Genomic DNA, 23,662 nt, shown 5'->3' with positions numbered 1-23,662 from the left:
TTACCGCACGCCCGAGCAGACACGGATCGACATGGCCGCCGCGATGGAAGCATAGTGAATATCGCCCCAGTCCGGGATCCGGGGGCAAGGTCAACGCCGAGGTCTTCCTGTTCGACGAGCCGCTGTCCAACCTCGACGCCCAGCTGCGCGGCGAACTGCGCATCGAGCTGCGGCGCCTGCACGACACGCTGGGCCGCACCATGGTCTACGTCACCCATGACCAGGTGGAGGCGATGACCCTCGCGGACCGGATCGTGGTGATGAAGGACGGCGTCATCCAGCAGGTCGGCACGCCGGACGACGTCTATGCCCGGCCCGCCAACCTCTTCGTCGCGGGCTTCGTCGGCGCGCCGCCGATGAACCGGCTGGAGGGCGATCTGCAGGGCACGGCCCTGACCCTCGGCGGCGGCCGGCAGATCGACATGCAGACCTATCCCTTCGCCGCGGCGCCCCGCGGGGGCCGCACGGTGCTGGGCCTGCGCCCCGAGCAGATCTTCCGCGCCGACGGTCCCGTCCCCGAGGGCGCGCAGACCATCGACATCCGCGTGGCCATGACCGAGCGGCTGGGCGCCAGTTCGGTGATCTGGGGCGAGGCCGGCGATCTGCGGCTCTGCTACACGGTTCCGGGCGCGGACCATGCACCGCCCGGCACCGAGCAGACCATCTTCTTCTTCGCGGGCGCAGCCTCGCTTTTCGACGCGGCCAGCGGCCGCCGGCTCTGAGCCCACCATCCACGGGAACACGGAATGTCCGAAAAATTCTACGATGCCATCGTCATCGGCGGCGGTGCGGCCGGCAGCTTCGCGGCCAAGGAACTGACCGAGCAGGGGCTCGACGTCCTGATGCTGGAGGCCGGCCCCGAGATCGGCCCGCAGCATTTCGACCCGGCGAAGAAGCCCAAGAAGATGCGCCCGGTCAATATCGGCGAGCGCGCGCTGGCCACGCTCATGGGCCAGCCGGTGCAGTCGCGCGCCGTGTTCTTCCGCGGCATGATGCGCCATCTCTTCGTCAGCGACCGCGACAACCCCTATACCACGCCCGCCGACGCGCCCTTCACCTGGATCCGCGGCCGCCAGGCGGGCGGGCGCACCCATACGTTCGGCCGCGTTCTGATGCGCTGGACCGACGACGATTTCCGCGCCCTGTCGCGCACCGGGCAAGGCGTGGACTGGCCTGTCTGCTATGCGGACATGGAACCCTATTACGCCGAGGTCGAACGCTTCCTCGGCCTGCGCGGCAATGCCGACGGGCTGGAGGTGCTGCCGGACGGGGTCTATGCGGCGCCTGCCTGGCTTTCCCCGGCCGAAGAGCATTTCAAGGCGGCGGTGGAATCCCGCTGGCCGGAGCGGCATGTCGTGTCCTGGCGCTCCATCCTGCCCGCGCCGGACCGCGTCTTCGCCCCGATGAAGGCGGCGCTGGCAAGCGGCAGGCTGACCATCCGGCACGGCAGCATCGCGCGGCGCATCCTGTCGGAGGGGCAGCTGGCCACCGGCGTCGAGGTGATCGGCGCGGAAGGCGGCAGCAGCTGGACCGCCCGCGCGCGGCATGTCGTTCTGGCCGCCTCGCCGATCGAAAGCGTGCGGCTGATGCTGAACTCCGCCAGCGACGCGCATCCCGGCGGGATCGGCAATTCCTCCGGCAATCTCGGACGCTACTTCATGGACCAGATTCCGATGCTGGCGATGGGGCGGTATCCCGCCGCCACCGGCTTTGCCGCCGACGAAACTGCACCGGCCGACCCGTTCTACGCGAAGTCGGGCGGCGTGTTCCTGACGCGCTTCGACGGCGGCGGTGCCTTCGATTTCCAGGGCAGCATCGGCCGCGCCGAAACCGGGCCGCAGGACCCCGCGAAGATCCAGTTCTTCGGCTTCGGCCAGATGCAGCCGCATGAAGACAACCGCATCACCCTCGATCCGCGGAAAGCCGACCGCTGGGGCATCCCGGTGCCGCATGTCTGCTGCCGGATGCGCGCGCCGGACCGCGCGCTGCTGAAGCGGCAGGAAGACGCCCTGATCGAGACCGTCACCGGCGTCGGCGGCAAAATGGAATTCCTCGGATCGCCCGCGGGCATGCGCGAATGGGGCGCCGGCGTGCATCCGGGCGCCGATCCGCTGTCGCGGATGCTGTTCCGCCGCTTCTTCCCGCAGGTCATGACCATGGGGGCGGCAATCCACGAGACCGGCGGGGCGCGGATGGGCGACGATCCGGCGACATCAGTGACGGATGGCTGGGGCCGCTGCTGGGACATGCCGAACCTGCATGTGACCGATGCCGCCACCTTCGCGGGCAGCGGCGTCTCCGGCACGACCCTGACGATCATGGCCCAGACCGTCCGCTCCTGCCGCCACCTGGCCGCAGGAGCCCCCGCCGCCGCGGCTTGAACGGCACCCCGGAGACCGCCGACGCTCCGGCAGGCAATCCGCAGGGTTCCCGGGACGCTATGCGCCGATGGGACCTGGAGCGTGACGGGGAATTGCGCCATGCGCCTTCCTGCCATGGCCGGATTGCCGCGCAGCTGTCCCGGAACAGCGGCTGGCCGGCAAATTCAGGCCGGTTCGCGCTGATTTCCGCGGGCCAGCAGCCGCCTGGCGCGCTCGACCACGGGCCGGTCGATCAGGCGGCCATCCAGCTGGAAGGCGCCCTGCGCGCCTTCGGCGTCGGCGGCGGCGACGATGCGGCGGGCCTCTTCCGCCTCTCCGGGCCGCGGGCCGAAGGCGGCCGCCACATCGGCCACCTGGCGCGGGTGGATGCAGAGCTTGCCCGCCATGCCGAGAGCCCGGGCGGCCGCGCAATCCCGCGCCAGCTGGCCGGGGTCGCCAAGCGCCAGCGTGACGCCGTCGACCGGACCGGCGAGTCCGGCCGCTGCAGAGGCCACGACCAGCGCTGAACGGGCGTGCAGGAGGCCCTGCCCGTCATCCTCGATGCCGGTATCGTTCTGGTAGTCGACGGACCCGAAGAGGAGCCGCGCGACACCCGGCACGGCCGCCAGCTCGGACGCGCGGCATATCCCCCTCGCCGTCTCCACCAGGGCCGCGACCGGAAGCTCCGGCGCAGCCGCGCGCAGCCGCGCGATCTCGCCGGGATCGGCCGCTTTAGGCAGGAGGACGGCGCTGACGCCGGGCAGCGAGAGCAGCGCCAGATCCTCCGCATGCCATGGCGTTTCGGCGGCGTTGACGCGGATCGCGCCCCGGCCGCCTCCGAGAAACCAGTCGCGGACAGCCTGCCGCGCGGCGGGCTTGGCATCGGCAAGGACGGCATCCTCGAGATCTAGGACGACGCAGTCCGCCCCGGTCGCGACAGCCTTGGCGAAGCGCTCCGGCCGGTCGCCGGGAACGAAGAGGACGGAACGTGCGGTGTCGATCATCGGGATTGCCTCAGCTTCGGGACGTGTGGAGGGCGGCCGGGGACCGGGCGAGAAACACCGCGAGCCCGGCAAGTGCCAGGGAGAAGGCCAGGAAGGCACTGCCGTAGCCGCCATGGCCGATCAGGAAGGCGAAGATCGGCGGACCGGCAATCACGCCGCCATAGGTCATGAAGAGCGCGCCGCCGGTCGCGGCCCCCGCCTCTTCGCGCGGCACGAGCCGGGCGACCTCGGCCAGGAAGACGCCGTTCCAGCCGATGGCGGTCGCTCCGAAGAGGATGCTCGCCAGGATCAGGACCGCAACGGGCCAGCCGCTGCCGCTGAGCGCGAAGGCCAAGGCGCAGCCCGCCATCGCCGCGGCCAGGAGGCACAGGAGCAGGCGCGGCCCGACCAGCCGGTCCGCCATCCAGCCCCAGGCGAGGCGCCCGGCAATCCCGGCCGCCTGGCTCATGGCCATGACTGCCCCGGCCGTGCCGAGCGACAGCCCGCGCTCGCCGCTGAGAAAGGTCACGAGGTAGCTCGTCAGCACGAGCTGCATCGCCGCGAAGACGAAGGAGGCGGCGGCGAGATCGCGCAGCGCCGGGCGGGACAGGATGTTGCGGAGCGGGGCGAAGAGAGGGGCGCGGGACGGCTGTGCCGCCGGATCGCGGTCCGCGTCGAGCGCGGGCTGAAGGGGCTGGGCCAGCGCCGCTGCTGCGAGGCAGATCGCGGCGGACAGCGCGACGCCCCAGTGCCAGCCGCCATGGCCGGCCACCGGCGGCAGGAGGAGCCCGGCGATGGCGCCGCCAAGCGGCACGCCGGTCTGCTTCAGCGAGAAGACGAGCCCCATCCGCCCTGCAGGCGCGCTGCGCGCGAGCATGTGGGAGCTGGCCGGTGTGACCGTGCCGTACCCGAAGCCGATGACCAGCGCGCCGGGAACCAGCAGCCATGCCATGCCGGAAAGGCCGAGCAACAGCCCCGCCGCGGCGAGGAGAAGCGCGACCTGGCTTGTCCGGATTGCCCCGTACCGTCGGATGATGGTCCCCGAAGCCAGCGAAGAGGCCATGGCACCGGCATAGACCAGCCCGACATAGAGCCCGATCTGGACCGCCTGCAGGCCGAAGCTCGCCGCGGCGGCCGGAGCCAGAACGGGCATGGTCAGGGCCGCCGCCGAGATCGCCGCCTGCAGCCCGAGCGTGACAGCCAGCACCAGCCAGGCGCTCATTTCGCCTCCGGCAGGCCGCGCTCGACCTTCATGGCGGAAGAATAGCTGAACCGTTCGCCCGGATGCAGGGAGACGGCAACCTCGTAGATGGCGCCGCCCTCGTCGATGTATTTCCGCACGACCTTCAGCCCCGGCGCCCCCTCGGCCACGCCGAGCCGCCGGCTGGCCTCTCCCTCGATCAGGACGGATGAAATTTCCTGTCGGATTTCCGTCGTGGTGAGGCCGAAGCGCCGCTCGATCAGGGAATAGACCGGCTCGGACGGCGCCCGGAGTTCGGATGCGATGGCGCGGTAGGGGCGCGCGATCCAGATCGCGGTCAGCGCGATCGGCTGCTCGTCGCCGACGAGGTAGCGCTCGCCGTCGACCTGGAGCCAGACCTGTCCGGCCTTGCATTCGAGCAGGTCGAGCATTTCCTCCCCGGCCGTGATGTCCTGCGTTCCGAGAACGCGCAGGTTCACCTCCCGGACATACTGGAAGAGCGACAGGAAGGACTCGCCGGTCTGGACGTAGCGCGAGGACAGCCGGTCCGCGCGCACCGTCGTCCCGACCCCGGCCTGCCGCGTGACGAGCCCCAGATCCACCAGCCGCCGGATGGCCTCGCGGACGGTATGGCGCGATACGTCGAACTCGCTGCACAGGTCGAGCTCGGTTGGCAGGAGGCTCCCTACCGGATAGCGTCCGCTGCGGATGTCCTCCATCAGCGCCTCCGCAAGGATCGCATAGCGCGTGCGACCGCCGATGCGTCCGTCCTGCCTTGCCTGGTCCATGTCGCGTCCTTCTCTCACGCCTGGCTTGCAGCGTATCCCGGCATGCCGAGGATCTCGCCATCATGCTCCCCGAGCGCCGGCGCGGCGTTCAGCGGCAGCGTCTCGCCCGGGCAGCGGATCGGGCAGGCCACCGTCCGGATCGTCCCGCGCACCGGATGCGGCACCTCGGCGATCACGCCGCGCGCGGTCGCGAAGGGCGCGTCGAGCGCGCCGGCGATGTCATGCACCGGCGAAACCGGCACGCGCCCGCCGAGCCGTTCCATCCACTCGGACGTATCGGCCTCCATCAGCACGCTGTCCAGCTCTTCGGTCAGCGCGTCGCGGTTGGCAAGCCTCGCCTTGAAGTCGCAATAGCGCGGGTCGGTCCGCCAGTCCGGCCGTCCGATCGCGTCGCAGAAAATGCCCCAGAACTTCTCCTTGTTGCACATCACGAAGAGCCAGCCGTCGCGGGTGCGGTAGAGCTGGCTCGGCGTCAGCGAGGGATGGGCGGAGCGCGGGTGGCGGCCGGTATTCTCGCCCTCGTTCAGGTACCAGGCGGCCAGATAGTTGAGGTTGTGCATCGCAACCTCGTAGAGGCTGGTGTCGATGTCCCTGCCCTTCCCGGTCGCGCGCGCCCCTAGCACGGCCGAGACCAGCGCCAGGGCCGACATCGTGCCGGTCATCATGTCGATGATCGACAGCCCGAAGCGCGACGGCGGCTGGCCGGGCTCGCCGGTGACCGAGAGATATCCCGCCTCCGCCTGCATCAGGTAGTCGTAGCCGGGCCAGTCGCGCCGCTCGCCGTCCCGGCCATAGGCCGACAGATGCGTGCAGACGATCTGCGGATTGGCCTTGGAGAGGGCCGCGTAGTCGAGGCCCAGCTTCTCCGGCAGGTCGCCGCGCAGGTTGTTGAACACCGCGTCCACCTCGCCGACCAGCCGCAGGAAGGCGGCCCTGTCACCCGGGTCCTTCAGGTCGAGCGTGACCGACTTCTTGTTGCGGTTGAAGGCCTCGAAGAAATGGCTGTCGCCGGGGGCGAAGAAATGCGGGCCGACGAGGCGGCCGACGTCGCCGCCCTGGGCGCGGTTCTCGATCTTGATCACCTCGGCGCCGAGATCGGCGAGGTGCTGGGTGCCGAACGGGCCGGCGCCGTACTGCTCGACCGCGAGGATGCGGAGTCCGGAAAGCGGAAGGGTCATGCCGGGTTCCTTTCGACAAGCTGCTTGGCGATGATGATGCGCTGCAATTCGTTCGTGCCCTCGCCGATGGTCAGAAGCGGCGCGTCGCGGTAGAGCCGCTCGATGTCGAATTCCCGCGAATAGCCGTAGCCGCCATGGACCCGCATCGAGTCCATGCTGTTGCTGACAGCGGCCTCGGTGGCGAAGTACTTGGCCATGCCGGCCTCCATGTCGCAGCGCTCGCCCCGGTCATAGGCCTTCGCCGCGCTTTCGGTCAGCAGCCGCGCCGCCTCGACGCGGGTGCCCATCTCGCCCAGCAGCAGCTGGATCGCCTGGTGCTCGCAGATCGGCTTGCCGAAGGTCTTGCGCTCCTGTGCGTAGCGGACCGCCTTCATCAGCGCCGCATCTGCGACACCGACCCCGCGCGCCGCGACATTGATCCGCCCGAGCTCCAGCCCCGAGAGGATCTGCTTCAGCCCCTTGCCCTCGGCCCCGCCGATCAGCCGGTCATGGGGCACGCGGTAGTCCTTGAACTCCAGTTCGCAGGTGTCGATGCCGCGGTAGCCCAGCTTCTGGAGCTTGCGCGTGACGTTGAAGCCCGGCCCCTTCTCAGCGATCAGCAGCGACATGCCCCGGTGGCGCGGTTCGGCCTTGGGATCGGTCTTCACCAGAAGCGCGATGCAGTTTCCGTACATCGAGTTGGTGATCCAGGTCTTGGTGCCGTTGACCACGTAATCCTCGCCGTCGCGGACGGCCGTGGTGCGGATCGCCTGCAGGTCGGTCCCGGCATCGGGTTCGGTCAGGCCGATGCCGCCGCGCAGCTCGCCGGTGGCAAAGCGCGGCAGGAACTCGGATTTCTGCGCCTGCGTTCCCGCGCGCTCGACCGCCGAGGCCATGATGAGATGCGAGTTGATGATGCCGGAGACCGACATCCAGGAGGCGGAGATCCGCTCGATGATCTTGGCATAGGTCGAGGTCGACAGGCCGAGCCCACCGTAATCCTCGGAGATGATGCAGCCGAACAGCCCCATCTCCTTCATCTTCTCGACGATCTCGGCCGGGTACTCGTCCGCCGCCTCGAGCGCATGGACATAGGGGTCGACATCGGTCCTGAGGAACCGCTCGACCGAGTCGAGCATCATGCGTTCCTGTTCGATGATCTCGTCTTGCATCAGCATTGGATGTCCTTTCCGGTGTCGCCGGCCAGCAGCGCCTCGAGCTGCCGGACCGAGGGCGCGTCCGCGAGGCCGAGCACCGCATCGCGGATCAGGTCCGCCCGCGGGCGCGGCGTGGCCATGCAGGCATTCTCGAAGAATTTCAGGTCGATGTCGGAAGCGGTCAGCGGCCGGTCCGACGCGCCGCGGTTGATCTCCTCGCGGTGGCGCAGCTCGCGGCCGTCTTTCGTGGTCACGATCACCTCGCCCGAATAGTAGCGCGGGAAGGGCGAGTCCGGATCGGGCGCGTGATGCACCCGCGCCGCCAGCGCCAGCACCCCGGGATCTGCGATGGCTTCGGCCGACAGCTCCGGCAGGCCGAAGCGGCCCCGCAGCAGCCCCGAAGCCACGGCATAGGGAATGGAGAACTGCGCGTCGTAGCTGTTCTGCGGGCGTATCTTGGTCTCGCGCGGCTCGCAGACCGTCTTGACGACCTCCTCGGGGACCAGCACCGAGACGCTCTCGATCTCGTCCGGCGCGACCTCGCCATGCAGCGCCATGGCCGCATCCGCCGCGGCATGGGTGAAATGGCAGGCGGGCAGCGGCTTCACCGCCACATTCATGATTTCCCAGGTCTCGCCCAGCCCGGCGGTCGCCAGCGAAAGGTCGACCTCGCGCCCGGCCAGATAGGCGTTGTAGAGCCCGAACCGGCCCTCGAAGACAGCCTTCGGCGCGACGAAGCCATTGCGGGCCAGCGCCACCGCCGTGATCGCGGATGAGGCGGCCCAGCCGGGATGCATCCGCTTGGTCCAGGCGCCGTCAGCCAGGAACTCGAGCGATCCCGAAGCCATGGACAGCGCGATCCCGAGCGCCGAGGCCAGCTGCTCCTCGGTCAGGCCGCGGAGGCGTCCGGCGGCAACCGTGGCGCCGAAGATGCCGATCAGTCCCGTCGGATGGAAGCCCACCTGGTGGAAGCCGCCGCGGGCGACAGCCCCGAGCCGGGTCGCGACTTCCATCCCGGCAACGTATGCGGTCTGCATCTCGGCACCCGTGGCGCCGCTCTCCGCCGCCACCGTCATGGCGGCTGGCAGCACCGCGGCCGTGGCATGGATCACGCCCGGCACATGGGTGTCGTCATAGTCGAGCCCGTGGATCAGCAGCGCGTTCAGGAGGGCCGCCTCGCGCGGCTGCAGCCTCGTGCCGAAGCCGATCGCGCGGCGCTGGCCGCCGGAGCCGAGCTCGGCCATTGCCGACAGCGTGCGATGGGCGAAATCGTAGCCGGTGCTGGCCAGCGAGATCCCGAATGCATCGAGCATCAGGTGGCGGGCCCGGGCAGCCACCTCGCCGGGAATGTCCTTGGGCGCGAGGCGGCAGGCAAATCCCGCAAGCTGCCCGGCAATCAGGGTGGGGCCGGGCCGGACCTCGTCGGGTGCAGTGTCTTTCATGTCGTCCTCCCAGTGTCAGATCAGGGCCAGCGAGATCGCCGGCACGAAGGTGATGAGCATCAGCCCGACGAGGCGCACCGCATAGAAGGGCAGCACCCCGCGCGCGACCTCGTGGACTGGGATCCTGGAAATCCCGCTCATCACGAAGAGGTTGAGACCGATCGGCGGCGTCAGCGTGGCGATCTCCACGTTCGCCACCATGATCACCGCGAAATGGATCGGGTCGATGCCGAGCGCCTGGGCGATCGGGAAGAGCAGCGGCGCCGTCAGCACGATCAGCGCGATGCCGTCGAGGAACATGCCCATGACCAGCAGCAGCAGGTTCACGAGAAGGAGGAACTGCCATCCGGACAGGCCCATCTCCTGCAGCGCCGCCACCATCTGGCCGGAAACGCCGAGCCTTGCCAGCACGAAGCCGAGCAGGCTGCCGCCCATGACCACGGCGAAGATCATGGTGGTCTGGAGCAGGCTTTCGCGGGCGATGCCGAAGACTTCGCCGGGCCGGATCGAACGGTAGACGACCAGGCAGAGGAAGAGCGCGTAGACGGCGGCGAAGGCAGACACCTCGGTCGGGGTCAGGAAGCCTGCATAGATGGAGCCGAGCACCAGGACCGGCATTGCCAGCGCCGGGAGCGCGGCGGGAAGCGCGCGGCCGAAGCCCGGCCAGTCAGGCCGTGCCGTCTGCGCGCCGTAGCCGTGCTTGCGCGCCATCCAGACCGTCGCGGCCGAAAGCAGCACCGCCTCCATCAGCCCCGGCAGCAGCCCGGCAAGGAACAGCTTGTCGATCGGCAGCCCGACGATCGAGCCGATCAGGATGAAGCCGAGCGAGGGCGGGATCATCAGGCCGAGCGTCCCGCCCACCGCCACGATGGCGGCCGAGAACCGGGCCGGATAGGCCTCGTCGCGCAGCCCCTGCACGGTGGACCGTCCGATGGCGGCGGCAGCTCCGACCGAGGAGCCGGACACTGCGGCGAAGAAGACCGAGGTGACCAGAACGGTCAGCGCGAGTCCGCCCCGGACCGCCCGGACGATGGCGCCGACGAGGTCGATCATCAGCTGCGCGATCTGTCCGCGCATCATCAGGTTGCCCGCCAGGATGAACATCGGGATGGCCATCAGCGGATAGGAATTGACCGACTTGAAGGCCGTCTGCGCGATCACCGTCGGCGGCACGCCATGCACCGACAGGACGAGCACGGCCGTGACGAGCCCCAGCACGACGGCCACCTGCGCGCCGATGCCGAGAAGGAGGAGGATGAGCCCGAAAGCAGGAACCAGTACCATGGTGCGTCCCCCTCAGAACTTGCCGGCCGCGCCGGTCTCGTCCTCGAGCGCGAAGGGATCGCGTCCCCTCAGGCAGCGGACCAGAAGGCGCAGGTAGTAGAGGCCGAAGAGCGCCGCTCCGAGAGGCATCGCCAGGAACAGGATCCACATCGGCATCTCGAGGCTGGATTCCGACAGCATCCCCATCGTGTAGTAGCGGTGGACCTGCGGCAGCGCGCCGATGAAGAGCATCACCGAGAAGGCAAGCCCGGTCAGCGCCGCGACCGCTCCCGCGAGGACGCGGCCGCGGTGGCCGAGCAAATCCGTCAGCAAGCTGGTCCGGATGTGGTAGCCCCCAGTCCCCGCCGCGCCGAGCGACATGAAGAAGGACCAGACGACGAGGTAGCGGACCGCCTCCTCCGCCCAGAAATAGCTGTGGTCGAGGAAGGCGCGGCTGAAGGCCTCTGCCAGCATGATGCCGGTCGCGAGCAGGAAAAATCCGGTGGCGATGCCGACCAGCAGGCCCTGCTCGATCCGGTCCCATGCCCCGGAAAGCCGCGGCATGGTCATGACGGGAAGGAACGCTGCGTGGCGCGTGTCATCCTGCGAAGCCACAGCTGTCCTCCAGGGCCATCATGGCCTCTTCGGCTTCCGGGTTCGCCTCTACGAAGCTGGCCGAGGTCTTTTTCGTCAGGGCCTTCCAGCGCTCGATCTCGGCCTCGTCCGCAACATGCAGCACCGCGCCCTGGTCGGTCATCTTCTTCAGAGACTCGGCATCCTTCTCGCGCGCCTCGGACCATTGCCTGGCCGTGATGTCGTCGATGGAGGTGCGGATGGCCGTCCGTTCGCCCTCCGGCAGGGCGTCGTACCACATGCTGTCGACGACGATCGCATAGGTCAGGAGCGAGAAGCCGGGAACGTACCAGGCATAGCGCCCGCTCATGCCGATCATCTCCGACCAGCCCGCGGGCGACGTGAAGATGCCGTCGATCGCGCCCTGGCTCAGCGCCGTGGACATTTCCGAGGCCGACATGGAGACCGGAGAGATGCCGAGTGCCTTCATCGTGTCCTGCACGACCCGGCCGCCGGTGACCCGCACCTTGGTGCCCTCCAGATCCTCCATGGAGGTGATCTCGCGGCCCGAGTAGATGAAGTAGAGATCGGCGGTGCGCAGGAGGCCGAGCACCTTGAGCCCTGCCCGGGCGAGCTGGGCGCTCAGCATGTCGCGGATGCCGTCCGACATGCAGGAATCCGTCATCATCTCGTCGCTGATGGCGAAGGGCAGGTTGATGATGCCGGTCTGCGGCGCGATGGTCTCGAGCCGCACGGAGACCGGCCAGACCATCTGCACGGCGCCGGTGCCGAGCGCGGCAAGCGCCTCCTGGTCCGAATAGAGCTGTCCGGCCGGGAAGATCTTTACGGCAAGTCCGTCATCCGTCGCCGCTTCCACCCGGTCGGCAAACTCCTGCATGTAGGCGGTCTTCCAGTGGGTTGCCGCCACTTCGGACGGAAGGACCAGCTCCTCGGCGCCGGCCAGGGCCGGTGCCACGATCGAGCACGTGCAAACTGCTGCGGCGAGCCGCGTCTTCAGGGTCATCTTCGATTTCCTCCCATTGGGTCGGGACATGCCCGGCGGGATCCGTCCCTGCGGATCCTTCTTCCGGCCTGCCCGTCCGGCATCTGCGCCGGAGCGATGTGTCAGCTTCAGTAGATGGTTTCGACTTCGGCATCGGCGGAGCGGCACTTGATCAGGGCCGACCGCTCGAAGCTCATGAAGACCGTGCCGTCATGCTTCTTCCCCAGCGTCCGAACCTTCACAATGCCCTGGCCCGGCCGGGAGTTGCTGGCCCGCTTCTCCAGCACCTCGCTCTCGGCATAGATCGTGTCTCCGGCAAAGACCGGCGCCATCAGCTTGATTTCCTCCCAGCCGAGATTGGCGACCGCCTTGCCCGAGATTTCGGGAACGGACATGCCGAGCACGGTCGCGACGGTCAGGCCGCTGTTGATCAGCAGCTTTCCGAATTCGCTCTTGGACGCGAAATTCGCGTCGCAATGCATCGGATGATAGTTCATCGTGATCAGCGAGAAATGGATGTTGTCGGCATCGGTCAGGGTCCGACCGGGCCGGTGCTCGTAGATGTGTCCCACCTCGAAATCCTCGAAGTACAAGCCGATTTCGCCGCGGAACCGGTTCGGCCCGACCTGTCTCATGCGTCTTCCTCCCGCTGATTCTTTTGTCCGTATGTCCGGACATTATAGAGCGAGGAAAATGTGTCAACGGTTTTGCGGGCGGCCGCGATGGACGCTGCTGCTGCCGCTCCCGGGCGGCATCGCCATGCCGAGGCGGGATCGCAGCACTCCGGCCAGGGCGCGGCCATGCCGGCGATGACCACGACCGGGCAGAATCCAGCGGAGATCGTGTTCCAGGCTCCGGCGGTCCAGCGGTTGATCCGGCGGAGCAATCCCGGCGAAGGCCGGTGCTGGCGCCGGCGGCGGTGAGGGCCGTTGCAGGACGCCCGGCGAGGCGGGGTGCCCAAGTTCCCCGCCAAGCTGCCGCCCGCCTGGTGGCGGTAGAGTCCTGCAGCGCAGACCGGCGCCGGCCCAGCCAAGGCACCAAGCGCATCCCGCCCGCCAATGTGATCCCCTCCCCGAAGCGGGAAAAGAGCGATGCCGCCGGAGCTGAAGCTATCTGCGGAAACGCGAAGAGATGGTCACGGGATTCCGGGCCCGCTTGCCGACGGGCCCAGCTATGGCATTGGCTTCAATCCAGAAGGCAGTTCTCAGATCCGGGCTCCGGCCGCGGCGCAGGACCGGGTGCAGCTTGGTGCAACGGTCGCAGGTCGGGACCGTCAGGGCCGACCCGCAGCGGGGTGCCATTTGGCGCGCGATGCCGATATGCAGGCTCGGCATCTCTCCCGGACGGATCGCGTTCGGTGGCTCGCGCCGCGAACGCCATGCGGGCATGCGGCAGAGTGGAGGCCGCAACGGGGGTCAGATGCGTGCCTGCACCCGGCATGGCGTCGACTGTCCGTCATCACATGAACCGCGATCGGGAGAGGCTGGCTCGTCCATGTCCAGGTTGGGCCGCCGTGGTTCGGCTGAGCAGGCGCCGCAGCCGGATGGTCCCGGTCTTGATCGGCCTTCTTTCGCCCAGATCGCTGCGGCTCGACAGCAGCAGACATGAGACGGCGTGACGTTTCCGGGGCGGTCATGGACATGTCGATGATTGCGGCGGCCGAAGAGGCCGCGATGGCGGTTCCGGGTGCGCCGGGCCGATCATGGTCTCCGGCAGGAGGCGGGTCTCCGGGGCTTTGTGCCAAGGTTCGATGCTGCCCTGAATCAGCAAATGGGGCATGAACATTTGCCGCTGCGAGACCGCGCACGGTCGAGTCCGGCCCGCCGGTCGCCGCCGGAGGCGTTCGAGCCGCCCAGGTCCGCTCGCAACGCAAATCGGCGCCGTCATGCACCAGAACTGGAACCTGGCCTCCCGATCGACACAGGTCGCCTGGAGGCCGCCGGACCAGGAAACGCCGGAATGAAGGGCGTTCCGCCCAAAGTTCCGGCGCACATGCGGAAAGATCCGCGTTCCGGCACCCTCGCCGGCGGAAGAGGCAACGCTGGGTCTTCCGTCCTTTGCCGGTCCGCCCGCGTCGGCAGGCAAACTCCGGAATTCATGGCCAATCCCGGTTGTTCCGGAGGCCCCGGTCCGGTGCTCCGACACCGCCGGCCGGGCGGAGATGCGCGGTCCGGATCCGAGTGGTCCGCTCGGGGCTCCGGGAAGTGGACCTTTCCGGGACAGGCGCTGCGTCCGGATAGTCGGGCCATTCCCGCAAGCAAAGGACCGGAGGGACAATGGAAGACCTGAAGAAATTCGAGGGCGGCGCCGCCTACATGGATGGCAAGTACGTGCCGATCGCCGAGGCCCGGGTGCCGGTGGGAGACTGGGGCTTCACCCATTCGGACGTGACCTACGACGTGGTCCACACCACCGGCGGCGCGTTCTTCCGCCTCGAAGACCACCTCGACCGGTTCCACACCTCGCTGGACGGATACCGGCTGGATCCGGGCGTGACGCGGGACGAGATGCGCCACATCCTGGGGCGCTGCGTGGTGCTGAGCGGGCTGAAGGACGCCTTCGTCGCCATGGTGTCGACCCGCGGCGTTCCGACGGTCTACGGCTCGAGAAACCCGCTCGACTGCAAGAACACCTTCATCGCCTACGCCGTCCCCTGGGTCGACGTGATCAAGCCGGAGGTGCAGGAGCGCGGCGCCCACCTGATCGTGGCCGAGACCCCGCGGATCTCGCCCAAGTCGCTGGACCCGACGCTGAAGAACTACATGTGGCGCGACTTCACCCGCGGCATGTTCGAGGCGCTCGACAAGGGGGCGGACACGGCGATCCTGATCGACCAGGACGGCTACGTGACCGAGGGCGCCGGGTTCAACGTGTTCGTCATCAAGGGCAACACCCTGACAGCACCGGACCGGGGCGCGCTCAAGGGCGTCACCCTGCGCTCGGTGCTGGACCTCGCGCCGGAACTGGGGCTGGAGCCCGTCGTCGGGCCGGTGACGCTCGAGGATCTGATGGAGGCCGACGAGGTCTGCACATCCACCACCGCCGGCGGCGTCATGCCCTGCTCGCGCGTCAACGGCCGGATCTACGGCAATGACCGGCCCGGTCCGATGAGCCAGAAGCTCAAGGACCTCTACTGGCAGAAGCACCGGGAAGGCTGGCACATGACCCCCGTCAACTATGCCGACGCGGACAACCCCTTCGCCGTGGCCGAGCCCGCCTGACCGCGTGCGCCGGCGGTCCCCGCCGCCGGCGCGCCTTTCCCCATCCAGAGTGCAGAGGACCGACCGATGACCCGAGACAGAACCGCTTTCCCGACTCCGCCGTCCCGGCCCACCCGCCGCAGGGCGCTGAAGCTGATGGCCGGCGGCACCGCCATGGCCCTTGCGGCGCCGTACTGCATCCGTCCCGCCGAAGCGCAGGAAAACACCCTGCGCGCGCTGATGTGGGAAGGCTACGCCCTGCCCGAGGTGATCGCCGCCTTCGAGGAAGCGCACGGCGTCCGGTTCACGCCCACCTTCTTCGACGGCAACTCGGAGGCCTACAACAAGCTGCGCGTCGGCGGATCGAAGGATTTCGACCTGGTGCAGGCGGACGGCTTCTGGCCGGGGCTCTACTACCGCGAAGGGCTGATCCGCAGCTTCGATTTCGCGGCGCTGTCCTCCTCGGGCGGCTACTTCCCCACCTTCAAGCCGGAAACCTTCGAGCTGCTGATGGACGCGGAATCCGGGGACGTCTTCGGCGCGCCGTTCTGCTGGGGCAGCTACGGGATCACCTACAATGCCGATGCCGTCCCGGCGGAAAAGGCCGGCAGCCTCGAGCTCATGTTCGACCCGGATTTCGCCGGACGGCTGTCCACCTCGGCACGGTTCGAGGAGAACATCGCCATGGCCGGGATCCTCGTGGCCGAGCGCATGGGCACCAAGGACGCGCCGCGGCCGGACGGAAAGTCCTTCAACCCCTACGTCCTGACCGACGAGGAACTGGCGGGGGTCGAGGCGCTGCTGATCGAGCAGAAGCGGCTGCTGCTGACCCGCTACCAGGACAACAACACCCTGCGCCAGCTGCTGGCCGGGCAGGCCGTCGTGGCCGCCCCTGAATTCGCGCAGGTCTACCGGCTCCTGCGCGCCGAGCACGACGCGGGAAACCTTCCGACCGAGTTCGACCACCAGCTGGTGCCGAAGGAGGGCGGGCTCGGCTGGGTCGACACCTGGCTGGTCACCTCGGGCGTCGAGGATGGCGGGCGCCTGGAACTGGCCACGGCCTGGATCGACATGATCACGTCGCCGGAGGTGATGAAGAAGATCTCGCTCGCTTCGGGCTGCTCCACCACGGTCGACATCCGCAGCCTCTCCACGCCGGAGGAGCAGGCGCTGTTCCTGATGGACCGCACCGCGGAGCTCGAGGACATGTACATGTTCGACCAGCCCTCCTCCACCGAGAAATGGGAGCGGGTCTGGTCGAACATGCAGGCCGCCTGATCCCCCGGGTCCCCGGATCCCGGGGGCCCCTCCCCACCGCGCAAGAAAGGGTGCAGATGTATATCAAGCTGGAAGCAATCTCCAAGGCCTATGGCGGCCTCTGGGCCGTCGACCGGATCAGCATGGACATCGGGCGGGACGAGTTCATCTCCCTCCTGGGCCCGTCGGGCTCGGGCAAGACCACGCTGCTGAGGACCATCGCCGGGCTGGAGCGCCCGACCCGCGGGCGGGTCCTGATCGACGGGGCGGACGTGACCGCGCTGCCGCCGCACCGGCGCGGCGTGGCGATGGTGTTCCAGGAATTCCTGCTGTTCCCGCACCGCACCGTTGCGGAGAACCTGTGCTTCCCGCTGCAGATGATGAAGATGCCGCGGGCCGAAATCGCCGAACGCCTGAAATGGATCGCGGGGCTGATGGCGCTGACCGGGCTGGAGGACCGCTATCCCAGCCAGCTCTCGGGCGGGCAGCAGCAGCGGGTCGCCTTGGGCCGCGGTCTGGTCGGGCGGCCGAAGGCGCTGCTCCTGGACGAGCCCTTGGCCAATCTCGACCGCGAGCTGCGCCAGGAAATGGAGGTGGAGATCCGCCGCCACCAGCGGGAGCTGGGCATTCCCTTCATCTACGTCACGCACAACCAGGAGGAAGCCATGAGCATGTCCGACCGCATCGCGGTGATCCGCGGCGGCCGGGTGGAGGACTTCGCCGGCCGCGCCGCGATCTACGACCGGCCCCGCACCGCCTTCATCGCGCAGTTCATCGGCCGGTCGAACCGGTTCGAGGGGACCGTGTCGCCGGACGGCAGCGCGATGGACGCCGGCGGCGGGCTCCGGCTGGCGCTCGTGCCGGGCGCGCGCACGGCGTCCTTCGCCGGGTCGCGCGCGCAGGCCTACATCAAGACCGAGAAGATGTCGGTGCAGCCCAACACCGTGACCTGCCGGATCCGCGACATCATCCTGCGCGGCGCCTATTGCGACTACCTGCTGGATGCCGGCGGACGGGAAATCTTCGCCAGCCGCCCGCGCAGCGAGGCCGACCTGGCAAGAGGCGACCGGGTCACCGTATCCTGGCCCGCGGAGGCCGTCGACATCTTCGAGCCCGACACGCCCCGGGAGCTGGCTGCATGACCCGCAAACGTCTGGCCGGCCTCGCCTTCCTCGGCATTCCCACCGTCTATCTCCTTGCCTTCTTCGTGCTGCCGCTGCTGTCGATGGCGGTTCTCAGCCTCTGGAGGACGGAGAACTACCACATCATCCGCGAGGCCAGCCTCGGGAACTTCGCCACGCTCCTGACCGAGCCGGCCTACCGCACCTTCCTGATGCGTTCCGTCGTCATGGCGCTGAGCGTTTCGGCACTCTGCATCGCCATATCCTGGCCGGTGGCCTACGCGATCATGCTCTATGGCGGACGCTACAAGCTGATGTTCTCGCTCGCGCTGGCGGTTCCGTTCCTGACCGGCGAAGTGCTGCGCGTGATCGCGCTGCAGGGCCTGCTCGGACCGATGGGGATCATCAACGCCACGCTGATCCGGATGGGCGCGGCGCCGCTGCGGTTCCTGATGTATTCGAACGTCGCCAGCGCCGTCGGGCTGGTCTATCTCTACCTGCCCATCTCGATCACGGTGATATACCTTTCCCTGTCCAATTCCGACGCAAGGCTGGTCGATGCCGCCAAGATTTTCGGCGCCAGCCCGGTGCAGGCATTCTTCCAGGTGACCTGGCCGCTGAACCTCTTTGGCACGATGATCGCCGCCGTGCTGTGCTTCATCCCGTGCCTGTCGACGACGCTGGTGCCGCGCTTCCTCGGCGGTCCGGACGGGACGCTCTACGGGATGGCGCTGTCGCAGCAGTTCGGAGAATCCGGCACCTGGGCGCTCGGCGCCGCCATGGGAGTCGTGCTGTTCGCGGTATCCATCGCGGCGACGGCGCTGGCCTTCCGCCTCGATCTGCGCCGCACCGGATATTCCGGCCTCGGGAGAAGCTGACATGACTGAGACATCCACCATGGTCCCCCATGTTCCCGCTGCCGGCGGCCGCCGCCTGCCTGCCCCGCGGATCCTCCTGCGGACAGGCGCGCTCTGCCTGGTCACGGCGATGGTCTACGTGTTCCTCTACCTGCCGATCATCCATATCGGCCTCGGCTCCGCCTCGCGCAACACGAACTTCCCCTACCCGCCGCACTGGGCCTTCAAGGCCTATGCAGACCTCTTCGCCAATGCGCTCTACCGCACGGCCCTCGGCAACAGCATCCTGCTGGGGCTCGGCTCCGCGGTCCTGACCGTAACGATGTCGACCATGGCGATGATCGGCGTGCTGCGCTTCGCCGGACGGCACGCCAGGATCTTCATCCTGCTCTTCGTCGCGCCGCTCTTCGTGGCCGAGGTGCTCGTCGGCATCTCCTCGCTGGTGCTGTCGGGGCTGTTCCTCGGGCTCCCCGGCAACCTCTTCTCGGCGATGCTGGCCAATTCGGTCCACTGCTTCGCCTATGCGCTGCTGATCATGGCCACCCAGCTCTACCGCTACGACTGGCGCCTCGACGAGGCGGCAATGGTCTTCGGCGCGACCCCGGCCCAGACCTTCTGGCTGGTGACGCTGCCGCTGATCTGGCCGGGGCTGCTGGGGGCGTTCCTGATCTCCTTCATCCTGTCCTTTAACAATCTCGAGATCAGCTTCTACCTGCTGGGCGCCACGCCCACCCTGCCCTCGGTCGCCTGGGGCGCCCTGAGATACGGCGTGAAGCCCGAGCTCTTCGCCCTGGCCACCCTGGTCAACCTGACCGTGCTCGCGGGCCTTGCCGGGATGTATGTCGCCATGGCCCGCGGCTGGGCGAAGTTCGGGCACCGTCCGGAGCGGGGGGCGGCCGTTGGCTGAGCCCTGGTCCCCCGCCCGCAGCGCGGTTCTGGCGGCCGAGGCCGCCGATACCGGCGGTGCCCCGCTTCTCGACACGCTGTCCATGGCGCTCGACCGCGACCAGGGGGACACGCCGCTCTACACGCAGATCTGCGAGGGCCTGATCACGGTGATCGAGCGCGGCTGGATCGAGCACGGCGCGCGGCTGCCCTCCACGCGCAAGCTGGCCGAAGAGCTGGGCGTGTCGCGCAACACCGTCGTGCTGGCCTTCGAGCAGCTCGCCGCCGAGGGCTATATCGACACCCAGGTGGGCGCCGGAACCTTCGTCGCCCATGACGCCGCCCCGAAGGCTCCGGCCCGCCCGCTGCGGATGAACCCGGCCCTGGCGGCGGCGGGCGACATCGGACAGGAAGCCCGGATCCACGCCAACCTGGCCGATGTTCCGGCAACGCTGCGCCACATGCGGCGTCCGGTGGCCTTCCGGGCCAATTTCCCGGCCATCGACCAGTTCCCGCTGGCGCAATGGGCCAGGACGGTAGGCGACGTCTTCCGCAGCATGAGCGGCGAGCAGGCGAACCACCTGCTGGGCGAGGGCGACCCGCAGGGACTGCATGCGCTCCGCGAGGAAATCGCGATCCATGTCGCGCGGACCCGCGGGATCGTCTGCACCGCCTCCGAAGTGGTGATCTTCGCGGGGGCCCAGCAGGCCGTGGATATCTGCGCGCGGCTTCTCCTCATGGAAGGCGACCGGGTGGCCTGCGAGGATCCCGGCTATGACGGGATCTACGCCTCCGCCACGGCAGCCGGGGCAAAGCCGGTGCCGGTGCCGGTGGACGAGGACGGCATGGATGTCGCACTGGGCCGCAGCCTCGTGCCGGATGCGCGCATGATCTATGCCAGCCCGTCGAAACAGTTCCCCCTGGGCTCCACCATGGCCCTGCAGCGCCGGATGGACCTTCTGGACTGGACCCGCAGCAGCGGCGCCTGGATCCTGGAAGACGACTACGACTGCGAATTCCGCTACTCCGGACATGCGCTGCCGCCGATCTTCAGCCTCGACACCTCCGGGTCGGTGATCTACCTCGGCACCTTCTCGAAGGCGCTGTTCCCGGCACTGCGGCTCGGCTATGCGATCCTCCCGAAGGAACTTGTCGAGCCGGTCGTGGCCGCGCGCACCGTGCTCGACCGGTATGCGCCGATCCTGCCGCAGCTGCAGGTCGCCCGGTTCATGCAGGCCGGTCATTTTGCCAAGCATCTCCGCCGCATGCGCAAACTCTATGCCGACCGGCAGCAGATCCTGCTGGGAGCCATCGAGACCGAACTTGCGTCCTTCATGACCGCACGGCCCACCGAAACCGGTCTGGAGGTTGTTGCCACCCTGCATCCCGGTCTGGATGGGCCGCAGATCGGCCGCGCGGCGGCGCGCGCCGGGATCGAGCTGATGGCGCCGTCGGACTTTGCCCGCGCCTACCGCCGCGACGACAAGATCATCCTGGGGTTTTCCGCCTTTTCCGGGGCACAGATCTCCCGCGGCGCGCGGACCTTGCGCAGGGTGCTCGAAGAGCTCGATCCGCCTTGACCGGGACCGGACGATAGCCGGACCTTGGACACCCGCCGGTTGGTCCCTGCCCGGGGCGCCCGCCAGGGCCGATCTTTCCGTCCCCGACGACCGCGGACTGTCCGCCCCTGCCCCGCCCGAGCGCCGCGCCGCGCCGCGCCGCGCCGGTGAAAAGTTGTCCTCCCGGAAACAGGTTTTCGAGCCAGATTGAGGACAGGAACATGGGTCAGATCGGAGCCGGACGAGGGACAGATCCGGGGGATCGATGCCCCGGCTGAGGGCACAAGCCCGAGGAGATCTCCGGAACGGTCAGGTCGCGGATCGCTGTCCGAGGCGCAGAGACCGCCCGTGCCGAGCCGGGCAGTCCCTGGCCGGCCCGACATTGCGAGAGTTTCAAGGCCCGGCTTCCGGGCGGCCTTCTCAATCGCACGATCTTCTGCGGCCTATCCGAGGTGAAGATCGCGATCGAGCTCTGGAGGCATCACTGCAGCACGAAGCGCCCGCGCTCTCCGCCGCGAAACCGGCCGCCCGCGCCGGCGGTCACGCAATGGCCGGCCGCGCCATCCGGCTCAGCTCCGCCTGACACCCAAGCCCTGGCGCAAAAGCGCGTCACGCGCCAAGAGAGATCCCGGATCCCGCATCGGAGCAGGCGATCGGAGATCGCCTTGCGCAGCGGCTGTCCGGCCGCGCAACCCGCGCCGCGGCCCGGATCCAGCGGCAGACGCAGCTTCGGGTCGCCCGAGGCAGGCTGGAAGGCGTATCTTAACCCGGATGGTCTTGACTGCGCCCAGTTCCGGAGTTCGCAGCACATGACTTTCAAACCCAGTTTCGGCATCGGCGCCAAGATCTACACCCTGATCGCGGTCTCCGTCGCCGTGTCCGCATTGCTCGTCATCGCGCTGAACGAGCGCGTGGCCGAATATGTCTACCAGCTCCGCGAGGTGCATCTGCGCGACGTCGTCGATGCTTCTGTCTCCCAGCTTTCAGCGCTGCAGGCCCGGGTCGATGCTGGGGAAATCACGCTGGAGGACGCCAGGGCAGAAGGCGCGCGAATCATCGGCAGCGCCCGCTACGACAACGGCAACTACCTCTTCGCGGCCGATTACGACGCCAACATCGTCGCCCATGCCAAGCCGGAGCGGCTCGGGACCAATACATGGGACCTGCAGGACCCTGACGGGGTCTACATCTACCGCGACATGATCGCAGCCGCCAAATCGGCGGAAGGCGGCGGCGTCGGCGTGCTCTTCGTGATCGGCACCGGCCTGGCGCTGAGCATCACGCGGCCGATCCGCGCCCTGAACGCCCGCATGCAGTCGCTGACGGGCAACGAGCTGGACGCTCCCATCCCGCACCTGAAATCCCGCAACGAGATCGGCGAGATGGCCCGCTCGGTCGAAACCTTCCGGATGAACATCCTCCACAGGCTCGCTGCCGAGAAGGAGGCCGACCTGCAGCGGACCGCTGCCAGCGAGGCGGAAGCGCGCGCCGAAGAGGAGAAACGGGCGCGCGATGCAGCGGAAGCCGTCCGGCAAGCGGACGCCGAGCGGGAGCGTGCCGAGAGAGAAAGGCAGGAATCCGCCGCCAAGGAAGACATGCGCCAGAAGGCGGAGCGCGAGCGCGCGGCCGTCGCAGCGGAACAGGAAGCCGTCGTGACCGATCTCGGCGATGCGCTCCACAAGCTTGCCCAGGGCGATCTCGAAACGCGGATCGAGCGGGAATTTCCCGAAGCCTACGAACGGCTGCGCCAGGATTTCAACGCGACCGTCGGAAACCTGGAGGCAATCGTCGGGCGCATCCGGAGCTCCAGCGAACGGATTAGCGCCCAGAGCGGCACGATCTCGGGAACGGCCGACGATTTCGGCAAGCGCGCGGAGCATTCTGCGGCAACCTTGGAGGAAACGGCGGCGGCGCTCGAGGAACTCACGGCCTCGGTGGCCAATGCCGCGAAGGGCGCGGCAGAGGCCGACCGCATTGTGACCGAGGCGCGCGATAGCGCCGAGCGCAGCGGAACGGTGGTCGAGCAGGCCGTCGACGCGATGGGGGAGATCTCGCAATCCTCCGAAGCGATCTCGAAGATCGTGGATGTCATCGACGAGATTGCCTTCCAGACCAACCTGCTGGCATTGAACGCAGGCGTGGAGGCCGCGCGCGCGGGCGAGGCCGGGCGGGGCTTCGCAGTGGTTGCCTCGGAGGTGCGGGCGCTGTCCCAGAGATCCTCCGACGCGGCCCGCGACATCAACCGGCTGATCACCGAAAGCGGCGATCAGGTCCGCAAGGGCGTGGGTCTGGTCAGCGAGGCAGGCAGCACCCTGCGCCAGATCCTCGGCTCCGTATCCAACATCTCAGAACTTGTCTCCGACATCGCACGCTCGGCAAACGAGCAGTCGGCAGGGCTGAACGAGATCAATACCTCGGTTTCGCAGCTCGATCACGCCACCCAGGCCAACACTGCCCTCTTCGGCACCTCGCTCGACGCCAGCAAGGATCTCGCCGGGGAGGCAAAAGCGCTGCAAGAGGCCGTTTCGAGCTTCCGCGCAAAGGTGCCGCCGCCCGCACCGGCCGAAGAGTTCCGCGAATCGAAAGCGGAAGCACATGCGCCGCGCCCTGCCCCGCCGGCGGTCTCCCGCGAGGCGCTGCGCAGCGCCGCGGCACTCGCCTCGCCAAGCCATGATCCGGATGATGACTGGGAAGACTTCTGACGGGCACGGCCAGGCGGAGACGGGCCATGGGACTGCCTCCAGCGTCCCGCCGCCGCGACCTGCCGCGCAGCCTGATCCGGGTCCGGATCGAAAAGGCGGGGAACCGGCGCGCTCGACGGGGAGCGCGGCCCTGTCCGCCATTGGTCCGGGAACA

Annotated in this window: 19 protein-coding genes; 9 read left to right on the top strand and 10 right to left on the bottom strand. The window is 68.4% G+C overall.

What is annotated here, in order from left to right:
* Both HCC78_RS34615 and HCC78_RS34530 read left to right on the top strand, forming a co-directional pair.
* Positions 1-722 (top strand): ABC transporter ATP-binding protein (locus HCC78_RS34615; protein ID WP_371743939.1); only part of this gene is annotated, 722 nt, incomplete at its 5' end.
* A gap of 24 nt (positions 723-746) precedes the next feature.
* Positions 747-2,381 (top strand): GMC oxidoreductase, encoded by a 1,635-nt coding sequence (locus tag HCC78_RS34530; protein WP_172331877.1) that lies wholly within the window; start codon positions 747-749, stop codon positions 2,379-2,381.
* 164 nt (positions 2,382-2,545) lie between these two features.
* Here HCC78_RS34530 and HCC78_RS26980 read toward each other — a convergent pair whose 3' ends face one another.
* From HCC78_RS26980 to HCC78_RS26935, 10 genes are all read right to left on the bottom strand, one after another.
* Positions 2,546-3,364, bottom strand: a complete 819-nt coding sequence (locus HCC78_RS26980; RefSeq protein WP_172331876.1) for a CoA ester lyase — start codon at positions 3,362-3,364, stop codon at positions 2,546-2,548.
* A 10-nt stretch (positions 3,365-3,374) separates the two neighbouring features.
* Complete coding sequence (locus HCC78_RS26975; RefSeq protein ID WP_216671334.1) at positions 3,375-4,565, bottom strand: MFS transporter; 1,191 nt, start codon at positions 4,563-4,565, stop codon at positions 3,375-3,377.
* Positions 4,562-5,332: a GntR family transcriptional regulator gene (locus tag HCC78_RS26970; protein ID WP_172331875.1), complete on the bottom strand. Its 771-nt coding sequence runs from the start codon at positions 5,330-5,332 to the stop codon at positions 4,562-4,564. Before HCC78_RS26970 ends, HCC78_RS26975 begins: the two co-directional genes overlap by 4 nt.
* A gap of 14 nt (positions 5,333-5,346) precedes the next feature.
* Positions 5,347-6,510: a CaiB/BaiF CoA-transferase family protein gene (locus tag HCC78_RS26965; protein WP_172331874.1), complete on the bottom strand. Its 1,164-nt coding sequence runs from the start codon at positions 6,508-6,510 to the stop codon at positions 5,347-5,349.
* The gene (locus HCC78_RS26960) at positions 6,507-7,667 is read right to left on the bottom strand and encodes an acyl-CoA dehydrogenase family protein (protein ID WP_172331873.1); all 1,161 of its coding nucleotides are present in this window, start codon (positions 7,665-7,667) and stop codon (positions 6,507-6,509) included. Before HCC78_RS26960 ends, HCC78_RS26965 begins: the two co-directional genes overlap by 4 nt.
* Positions 7,661-9,088, bottom strand: a complete 1,428-nt coding sequence (locus HCC78_RS26955) for an MmgE/PrpD family protein (protein WP_172331872.1) — start codon at positions 9,086-9,088, stop codon at positions 7,661-7,663. The genes HCC78_RS26960 and HCC78_RS26955 overlap by 7 nt, the downstream gene beginning before the upstream one ends.
* 15 nt (positions 9,089-9,103) lie before the next feature.
* The gene (locus HCC78_RS26950; protein WP_172331871.1) at positions 9,104-10,372 is read right to left on the bottom strand and encodes a TRAP transporter large permease; all 1,269 of its coding nucleotides are present in this window, start codon (positions 10,370-10,372) and stop codon (positions 9,104-9,106) included.
* A gap of 12 nt (positions 10,373-10,384) precedes the next feature.
* Complete coding sequence (locus tag HCC78_RS26945) at positions 10,385-10,966, bottom strand: TRAP transporter small permease (RefSeq protein ID WP_216671333.1); 582 nt, start codon at positions 10,964-10,966, stop codon at positions 10,385-10,387.
* Positions 10,950-11,948 (bottom strand): TRAP transporter substrate-binding protein DctP, encoded by a 999-nt coding sequence (dctP, locus tag HCC78_RS26940; protein ID WP_172331870.1) that lies wholly within the window; start codon positions 11,946-11,948, stop codon positions 10,950-10,952. Before dctP ends, HCC78_RS26945 begins: the two co-directional genes overlap by 17 nt.
* 107 nt (positions 11,949-12,055) lie before the next feature.
* Positions 12,056-12,562, bottom strand: coding sequence for a MaoC family dehydratase (locus tag HCC78_RS26935; RefSeq protein ID WP_172331869.1), 507 nt, complete (start codon positions 12,560-12,562; stop codon positions 12,056-12,058).
* Positions 12,563-14,203: 1,641 nt separating this feature from the next.
* Between HCC78_RS26935 and HCC78_RS26930 the strand changes: the two genes are divergently transcribed.
* The 7 genes from HCC78_RS26930 to HCC78_RS26900 all read left to right on the top strand — a co-directional run bounded on the left by HCC78_RS26930 (position 14,204) and on the right by HCC78_RS26900 (position 23,508).
* A complete protein-coding gene (locus HCC78_RS26930) occupies positions 14,204-15,148 on the top strand; it encodes an aminotransferase class IV (RefSeq protein ID WP_172331868.1) in 945 nt (314 codons plus the stop codon).
* Between the two features lie 66 nt (positions 15,149-15,214).
* Positions 15,215-16,405 carry a PotD/PotF family extracellular solute-binding protein gene (locus tag HCC78_RS26925; RefSeq protein ID WP_172331867.1) on the top strand — a complete coding sequence of 397 codons (1,191 nt, stop codon included), beginning with the start codon at positions 15,215-15,217 and terminating at the stop codon, positions 16,403-16,405.
* A 56-nt stretch (positions 16,406-16,461) separates the two neighbouring features.
* Complete coding sequence (locus tag HCC78_RS26920) at positions 16,462-17,526, top strand: ABC transporter ATP-binding protein (protein WP_172331866.1); 1,065 nt, start codon at positions 16,462-16,464, stop codon at positions 17,524-17,526.
* Positions 17,523-18,383, top strand: a complete 861-nt coding sequence (locus HCC78_RS26915; RefSeq protein ID WP_172331865.1) for an ABC transporter permease — start codon at positions 17,523-17,525, stop codon at positions 18,381-18,383. The genes HCC78_RS26920 and HCC78_RS26915 overlap by 4 nt, the downstream gene beginning before the upstream one ends.
* 1 nt (position 18,384) lies before the next feature.
* Positions 18,385-19,269 (top strand): ABC transporter permease, encoded by an 885-nt coding sequence (locus HCC78_RS26910; protein WP_216671332.1) that lies wholly within the window; start codon positions 18,385-18,387, stop codon positions 19,267-19,269.
* The gene (locus HCC78_RS26905) at positions 19,262-20,827 is read left to right on the top strand and encodes a PLP-dependent aminotransferase family protein (RefSeq protein WP_216671331.1); all 1,566 of its coding nucleotides are present in this window, start codon (positions 19,262-19,264) and stop codon (positions 20,825-20,827) included. Before HCC78_RS26910 ends, HCC78_RS26905 begins: the two co-directional genes overlap by 8 nt.
* Before the next feature lie 275 nt (positions 20,828-21,102).
* Positions 21,103-23,508 (top strand): methyl-accepting chemotaxis protein, encoded by a 2,406-nt coding sequence (locus HCC78_RS26900; RefSeq protein WP_371743940.1) that lies wholly within the window; start codon positions 21,103-21,105, stop codon positions 23,506-23,508.
* Positions 23,509-23,662: the final 154 nt, after the last annotated feature.

Origin of the sequence: Mangrovicoccus sp. HB161399, assembly GCF_013184745.1 — a bacterium.
Taxonomy (GTDB): Bacteria; Pseudomonadota; Alphaproteobacteria; order Rhodobacterales; family Rhodobacteraceae; genus Mangrovicoccus.
This window is presented reverse-complemented; position numbering and strand designations above follow the sequence as displayed.